Genomic DNA, 6,200 nt, shown 5'->3' on the forward strand with positions numbered 1-6,200 from the left:
AACATCGCCGCCGGCCTCCGCCACCACGCCAGACACCCAGATCACGCCCTCAAATTGATCCTGACCTCATGAGACGTGACTTTTCCGGGACCCTGGGTTCTTCGACAGCGTCTCGGCCCCCGCCCGCAATTCTTCGGATGCCTGCTGCCCCTCGGCGTGCTGCAGCTCTACCACTCCGTCAGCGACGGCTACTTCGAGGCCAGGTCGCTGGGCTACATCACCAAACCGGGCAACTCGGTGCTCGAATGGCTGCGGCTGCCCGGCGACCTCATCTTCATCGTCGGCGGTGTGCTGCCTTTCGTCTGGATCGCCTCGACGGCGCTGCGCAACTTCCGCTCCGGGGTGACCGCCGAGGAGTTAGGCCTCGGCGCCGGTCCTGCGATCCTGCCGTCAAGGAGTGAGCCGATGGCACCGCCGGCCATCTCGGTGATCCTGATTGCCGGGTACTCACTGGCACTACTGGCCATCGGGTGGGCCGGAATCGCCAGCCCGGAGAAGAAGAACAGCCACGGCATGTTCATCTTCGACTCGCCCTTGAGCCTGGCCCGCATGCCGCGCCAGATGATCGCGATCCAGAGGAACAGCCCCACGATCAGCAGGACCTGCCACAGCCTCGGCAGGTCGAGGTACTCCCACTGCTGGGAGAACAACCCGCCGTGCGGGATCACCCCGTAGATCGACAGCGCTTCGCAGAGCAGCGACCCGAACACCACCACGGCCACCGCACCGAGCAGCACGTAGGCCAACAACCCCTGCCGTCGCGGCTCGCGGCGGGCGATGAAGGGCACCAGGAAGATTCCGCCGGCCAGGAAAGCCGCCGCCGTCCAGAACAGCGACAGCTGAACATGCCAGGTCCGGGCCAGGTTGTAGGGCAGCACCCGGGCCAGGTCCAAGCCGAAGAACGTCGACAGGTCGGCCCGGTAATGCTCGGCGGCCGCCCCGAGCAGCGTCTGCGCCAGGAACAGCACCGACACGATCGCGAAGAACCAGATGGTGGCGCGCTGTGCCGGCGTCAAGCTCACCTCACCGGGCTGACGGAACGACAGCGTGGACGCCTCGGCGCTGTGCCACCCGACCTTCTGGCTCCAGCGGCCGTAGACGGCGAACATGATCCCGATGCCGCCGAGCAACGCGACCAGCGACAACGCCGACCACACGATCACCGGGGCGGTGGGACCGTTGTCGACCCGCGGCTCCGACGGCCAGTTGTTGGTATAGCTGTACTTGTGGCCGGGACGCTCGGCCGCCCCGGCCCACGCCGTCCACGCGAAAAATGCTGTCAGATCGTGGATTTGGGCCTTGTCGGTGATCATCTGGGGCAGCAGACCGTATTTGGTGGAGTTCTCGCCGAAGTAAGCCGCATAGTGCCGCTGGATGCGGTCGAAGGCGGCGGCCTGCCGGTCGGTGAACACCAGCGTCTTGGTGGCCGGGTTGTAGCGATTGGTCCGGAACTCGCTCGCCACCCGGCCGTGCGGGTCGGCCACGCCGTGTGCGCGCAGCTGGCCGGCGACGTCGTCGGTGGCCATCCGCAGGTACTCGGCCGTGTAGTCGGGCCCCAGATAGGCGCCGTGGCCCAGCACCGAGCCGTATTCCATCAGGCCGCGAGCCTGGTAGAGCTCCTGGCCCCGCGTGATGTCGTCGCCGGTGAACAGCAACTGGCCCGATTCGCTGACCACCTTGTCCGGCATCGGCATCGACGCCGTGTAGGTGCGGTGGGCTCGTATGCCCATCACCAGGGAGCCGAAGATCATCACCAGGGCGACGCCCTGCGGCCAGCCTCTGGAAACCAGCGGCTGTGACGACGACTGATCGGGACGCGGCGATGCCTGCGGAGCGGCCATCCAATGTCTTCTCGCGCAACTTGTCGCGGGTCAGGAATACAGCGGTGCCTGACGCCCCCAGGACGCCACAGCCCATCCAAATTGGCGGCGGGCCGCCTTGGCAACCCCTTGCGATACGGCGAATAGGGACCAATGACACCCGTTTGTGCATCCAATGCCCCTGCACCTGCCCGGATTGCCGCAGTTAGCGTGCGGAGGGAACGAGCCGGGGAGAGCACATGTTTCATTCAGCTGCGACCGTCGTCGTCGGCGTGGACGGGTCCAAGGCGGCCATCGATGCGGCCCGGTGGGCCGTCGATGAGGCGGTCAGCCGGGACATGCCGCTGCGGCTGGTCTACGTCATCGAGCCGTCGGAACCGGTCGGCGCGGAAGTCGAGACGGGCGGGCATGCCGCCGCGCGGTCGGCCCTACGCGACGCTCAGCGCGCGGTCGAGGCGACCGGCAAGCCGGTGAAGATCGAGACCGAAATCCTGACGGGGAAGCCGCTGGTCGCACTGATGGAAGAGTCCAGAGCGGCCGCCATGATCTGTGTGGGGGCGCTCGGTCGCAACCACGCCCACCACGGTGTCGGTTCGCTGGCGGCGGCCGTGGCGGCCTCGGCCCTGTGCCCGGTGGCGGTGATCCGGCGGGCGCCGGGCCAGCCGGCGCCCCGGCAGGTCAGCCGCGTCGTCGTGGAAGCGGACAAAGCCGCGCTGTTGCGCTTCGCCTTCGACGAGGCCCGGTTGCGGCGGGCGCCGCTGTGCGCGATCTCGGTCTCCGCGACGGCCGGCTCGGACAACCCCGACGGGAGACGTCTGGCGCAGGCGGAACTGCGCCGGCGGATCGCCCCGTGGGAGCACCTGTACCCCGACGTGCCGGTCGAGTCCGGCGTCGTGCGCGGAACCGTCGACAAGTATCTGGACGCCGCCGAGGAGCCCGACCAATTGTTCGTCACCGACTCGCGCGCCTGCCGCGAGTTGTGCGGCACCCCTAATGCCAAACACTCCGTCCTAGCGTTCCGTTTCGGAAACCTGTAGGGCCGCGCGATGACTCCCGCACACGCCGGGACGGAAACGGTTCCCGACGGGGATGGCACGGCCGTACATCGGCTACGCCGGTCCTTGTCGCAACTCCGGCTGCGCGAGCTGCTGGCCGAGGTGCAGGACCGCGTCGAGCAGATGGTCGAGGAGCGCGACCGTCTCGCCGGGCTGGTGGAGGCGATGCTGGTGGTCACCGCCGGGCTGGAGCTGGATGACACCCTGCGCTCGATCGTGCACTCGGCGACCGATCTGGTGGACGCGCGCTATGGCGCCCTGGAGGTGCACGACCGGAATCGCCGCGTATCGCAGTTCGTGCACGAGGGCATCGACGAGGACACGGTGCGGCGCATCGGCCACGTCCCCGAGGGCAGGGGGATCGTCGGTCTGCTGATCGGCGAACCCGCACCGCTGCGGCTGGACAAAATCGCGGATCATCCCGCCTCGGTGGGGTTTCCGCCGCATCCTCCACCGATGCGGACCTTCCTGGGGGTGCCGATCCGGGTGCGCGACGAATCGTTCGGGACTCTCTACCTGGCCGACAAGCTCAGCGGGCAGCCGTTCAGCGACGACGACGAGGTGCTGGTCCAGGCACTGGCCGCCGCCGCCGGTATCGCCGTGGCGAATGCCCGGCTCTACGAGCAGGCCAGGGCGCGGCAGTCCTGGATCGAGGCGACGCGCGACATCGCCACGGAACTGCTGTCCGGTACGGAGCCCGCGACGGTGTTCCGGCTCGTCGCCGAGGAGGCGCTGACGTTGACCGCGGCCGACGGTGTCGTCGTCGCGGTCCCCGTCGACGAGGGGATGCCGATCGCCGCCGCCCACGAGTTGCTGGTGATCGAAACCGGAGGCAAGGTAACGCCTTCGGCGATCGGGCGAACCCTTGCGGTGGCGCGCACACCTCTCGCCGACGTGCTGGCCGACGGTGCTCCCCTCCCGGTCGAACACTTCGACCTGGACGGTGCGGACCTGGGACCCGCCCTGGTGTTGCCGCTGCGGGCCACCGGCACCGTCGCCGGCGTCGTGATCATGCTGTACGGCGGCGCGGCGGGCTCGTTCACCGACGAACAGGTGGAGATGATGGCCGCGTTCGCCGACCAGGCGGCGCTGGCCTGGCAGCTGGCCACCTCGCAGCGCCGGATGCGGGAACTCGACGTGGTCACCGAGCGGGACCGCATCGCGCGCGACCTGCACGACCACGTGATACAGCGGCTCTTCGCCGTCGGGCTGACGTTGCAGGCCGCGGCCCCGCTCGCGCGCGTGCCCGAAGTGCAGCGGCGGCTCGCCGATGCCGTGGACGACCTGCAGGGTGTCATCCAGAAGATACAGACGACCATCTACGGCCTGCACGGGGCGCCGCAGGGCGCCTCGCTGCGCGAACGGATCGACGAGGCGGTCGCCCGACTCGCCGGCGACCTGCGCACCAGCGTGCAGTTCGTCGGGCCGTTGTCGGTGGTCGAGGGCACCCTGGCCGAACACGCCGAGGCGGTGATCTGCGAAGCGCTCGTCATCGCGCTGCGGCATCCCCGGGTCACCGCGGTGACGATCCGGGTCGTGGTCCACGACGATCTGTGCATCGAGGTGAGCGACGACGGTTGCGGCGCAACGGAAGCCGGTGGCGGCCGGAAATTGGCGCGCCTGCGGCGGCGGGCGGAGCAGGCCGGCGGCGAGCTCACCGTCGAGACCACCGCGGCCGGGGGAACGGTGCTGCGCTGGACCGCGCCGCTCGTCTAACCGTGGCCGATGCGCAGCAGCTCCGCCAGATCGGGCAGTTTGACGCGGGGCCGTCCCTGCGCCTCACCGGCGGTGCGCTCGTAGCGGTCGATGAGTTGCCAGTGCGCGGCGGTGACCAGCTTGGGCTGGCGCGAAGCCAGCCACTCGGCCAGTTCGTCGGCACGCGCGGCTCCGCGCCCGCCCGGCACGTCCGAACCGGCGCCGGTCAGGTCGGCGATCAGGGTGTCGACGGTGTCCTGGGAGTCCTTCTTGTTGGTGCCGATCACCCCGCTCGGCCCCCGCTTGATCCAACCGACGACGTATTCGTTGCGGCTGCCCGCTATCCGGCCGTCGGTGTGGGGGATGGTCCCGGTCCGCTCGTCGAACGGCAGCCCGGGGATCGGCACACCGCGGTAGCCGACGGACCGCACCACCAACTGGGCCGGCAGCTCTTCGCGCTCGCCGGTGTCCTGCGCCGTCACCCGCCCGTCGGCGTCGGTGACCAGTTCGTTGCGGCCGAGCACGATGCTTTCCACCTTGCCGTCGCCCTTGATCTCGATCGGCGAGGTCATGAACCGGAACACCAGGCGCCGGTGCCCGGGGTGGGGTTCGTGGCCGGTTCCCCGGTTGGCATAGTCGCGCAGCACCTTGATGTTCTGCTTGGCCGTCTTGCCCACCGCGGCGGCGTCCTCGTCGGTGATGCCTTCCAGCTGGGCGGGGTCGACGATCACGTCGACCCCCTCGAGGTCGGCGAGCTCCCGCAGCTCCAGCGTGGTGAACGCGGCCTGCAGGGGGCCGCGCCGGCCCACCAAGACGACCTCCTGCACACCGCGGGGCCGCAGTTTCTCCAGCGCGTGGTCGGCGATGTCGGTGCGCGCCAGCACTTCCGGGTCGGTGATCAGGATGCGGGCGACGTCGAGTGCGACGTTGCCGTTGCCGATGACGACGGCCCGGGCGCCCGACAGGTCGGGCGCCATCCGCGCGAAGTTGGGGTGGGCGTTGTACCAGCCCACGAAGTCGACGGCGGCGACGCTACCCCGCAGGTCTTCGCCGGGGATGTGCAGCGCGCGGTCGGACTGGGCTCCGACGGCGTAGACGACGGCGTCGTAGCGCTCGGCGAGCTCGCCCGCCGAGACGTGTTCGCCCACCGTCACGTTGCCGAAGAACCGGAAGCGCGGGTCTTCGGCGGTCTTTTCGAATTGCTTGCTGATCGACTTGATCTTCGGGTGATCGGGTGCCACCCCCGACCGGACCAGCCCCCACGGTGTCGGCAACATCTCCAGCATGTCGACGTAGATGTCGAAATCCTCCGCCGCGTCGGCCGCCTTGAGCAGGGAGGCCGCGGCGAAGAATCCCGACGGTCCGGAGCCGACGATGGCTATGTGATACAGACGCATGCTCAAGCCTTTGCGCGGTCGGGGGGTGCAACGGAACGGTCCCTCGATGCTAAACGTCAGCGCGGTGACGGCGACCTGAGCATTCGCCGCGGGCCCGCGCGCCGGTAACGTGGTCGGCTGTGGAACCCGACCGTCAAGCCGACATCGCCGCCCTCGACTCCACCCTGACCACGGTGGAGCGGGTGCTCGATGTGGATGGTCTGCGCACCCGCATCGAGAAGCTCGAGCACGAG

General features: G+C 69.2%; 3 protein-coding genes and 3 pseudogenes. 4 read left to right on the forward strand and 2 right to left on the reverse strand.

What is annotated here, in order from left to right; genetic code table 11:
• Positions 1-132 precede the first annotated feature (132 nt).
• Positions 133-360: pseudogene (locus AC2VOR_RS00830) on the forward strand (nitric-oxide reductase large subunit); the annotation flags it as partial.
• 113 nt (positions 361-473) lie between these two features.
• Here the strand turns inward: AC2VOR_RS00830 and AC2VOR_RS00835 are convergent.
• Positions 474-1,841, reverse strand: a pseudogene (locus AC2VOR_RS00835) (nitric-oxide reductase large subunit); the annotation flags it as partial.
• Positions 1,842-2,059: 218 nt separating this feature from the next.
• On the opposite strand from AC2VOR_RS00835, the gene AC2VOR_RS00840 reads away from it, so the two are divergent.
• Together AC2VOR_RS00840 and AC2VOR_RS00845 are read left to right on the forward strand one after the other, a co-directional pair.
• The gene (locus AC2VOR_RS00840; protein WP_369739816.1) at positions 2,060-2,857 is read left to right on the forward strand and encodes a universal stress protein; all 798 of its coding nucleotides are present in this window, start codon (positions 2,060-2,062) and stop codon (positions 2,855-2,857) included.
• A 9-nt stretch (positions 2,858-2,866) separates the two neighbouring features.
• Positions 2,867-4,591 carry a GAF domain-containing sensor histidine kinase gene (locus AC2VOR_RS00845; RefSeq protein ID WP_369739814.1) on the forward strand — a complete coding sequence of 575 codons (1,725 nt, stop codon included), beginning with the start codon at positions 2,867-2,869 and terminating at the stop codon, positions 4,589-4,591.
• On the opposite strand, the gene AC2VOR_RS00850 is transcribed toward AC2VOR_RS00845, so the two are convergent.
• Positions 4,588-5,967: an FAD-dependent oxidoreductase gene (locus AC2VOR_RS00850; RefSeq protein WP_369739813.1), complete on the reverse strand. Its 1,380-nt coding sequence runs from the start codon at positions 5,965-5,967 to the stop codon at positions 4,588-4,590. The genes AC2VOR_RS00845 and AC2VOR_RS00850 overlap by 4 nt on opposite strands.
• A 119-nt stretch (positions 5,968-6,086) precedes the next feature.
• On the opposite strand from AC2VOR_RS00850, the pseudogene prfB reads away from it, so the two are divergent.
• Positions 6,087-6,200, forward strand: a pseudogene (gene prfB / locus AC2VOR_RS00855) (peptide chain release factor 2); the annotation flags it as partial.

It is taken from the genome of Mycobacterium sp. TH-M103 (assembly GCF_057473785.1).

Bases quoted from the DNA above. Each gene is read 5' to 3' on its own strand.
- AC2VOR_RS00840 (WP_369739816.1), top strand. From the start codon at position 2,060: ATGTTTCATTCAGCTGCGACCGTCGTCGTCGGCGTGGACGGGTCCAAG.
- AC2VOR_RS00845 (WP_369739814.1), top strand. From the start codon at position 2,867: ATGACTCCCGCACACGCCGGGACGGAAACGGTTCCCGACGGGGATGGC.
- AC2VOR_RS00850 (WP_369739813.1), bottom strand. From the start codon at position 5,967: ATGCGTCTGTATCACATAGCCATCGTCGGCTCCGGACCGTCGGGATTC.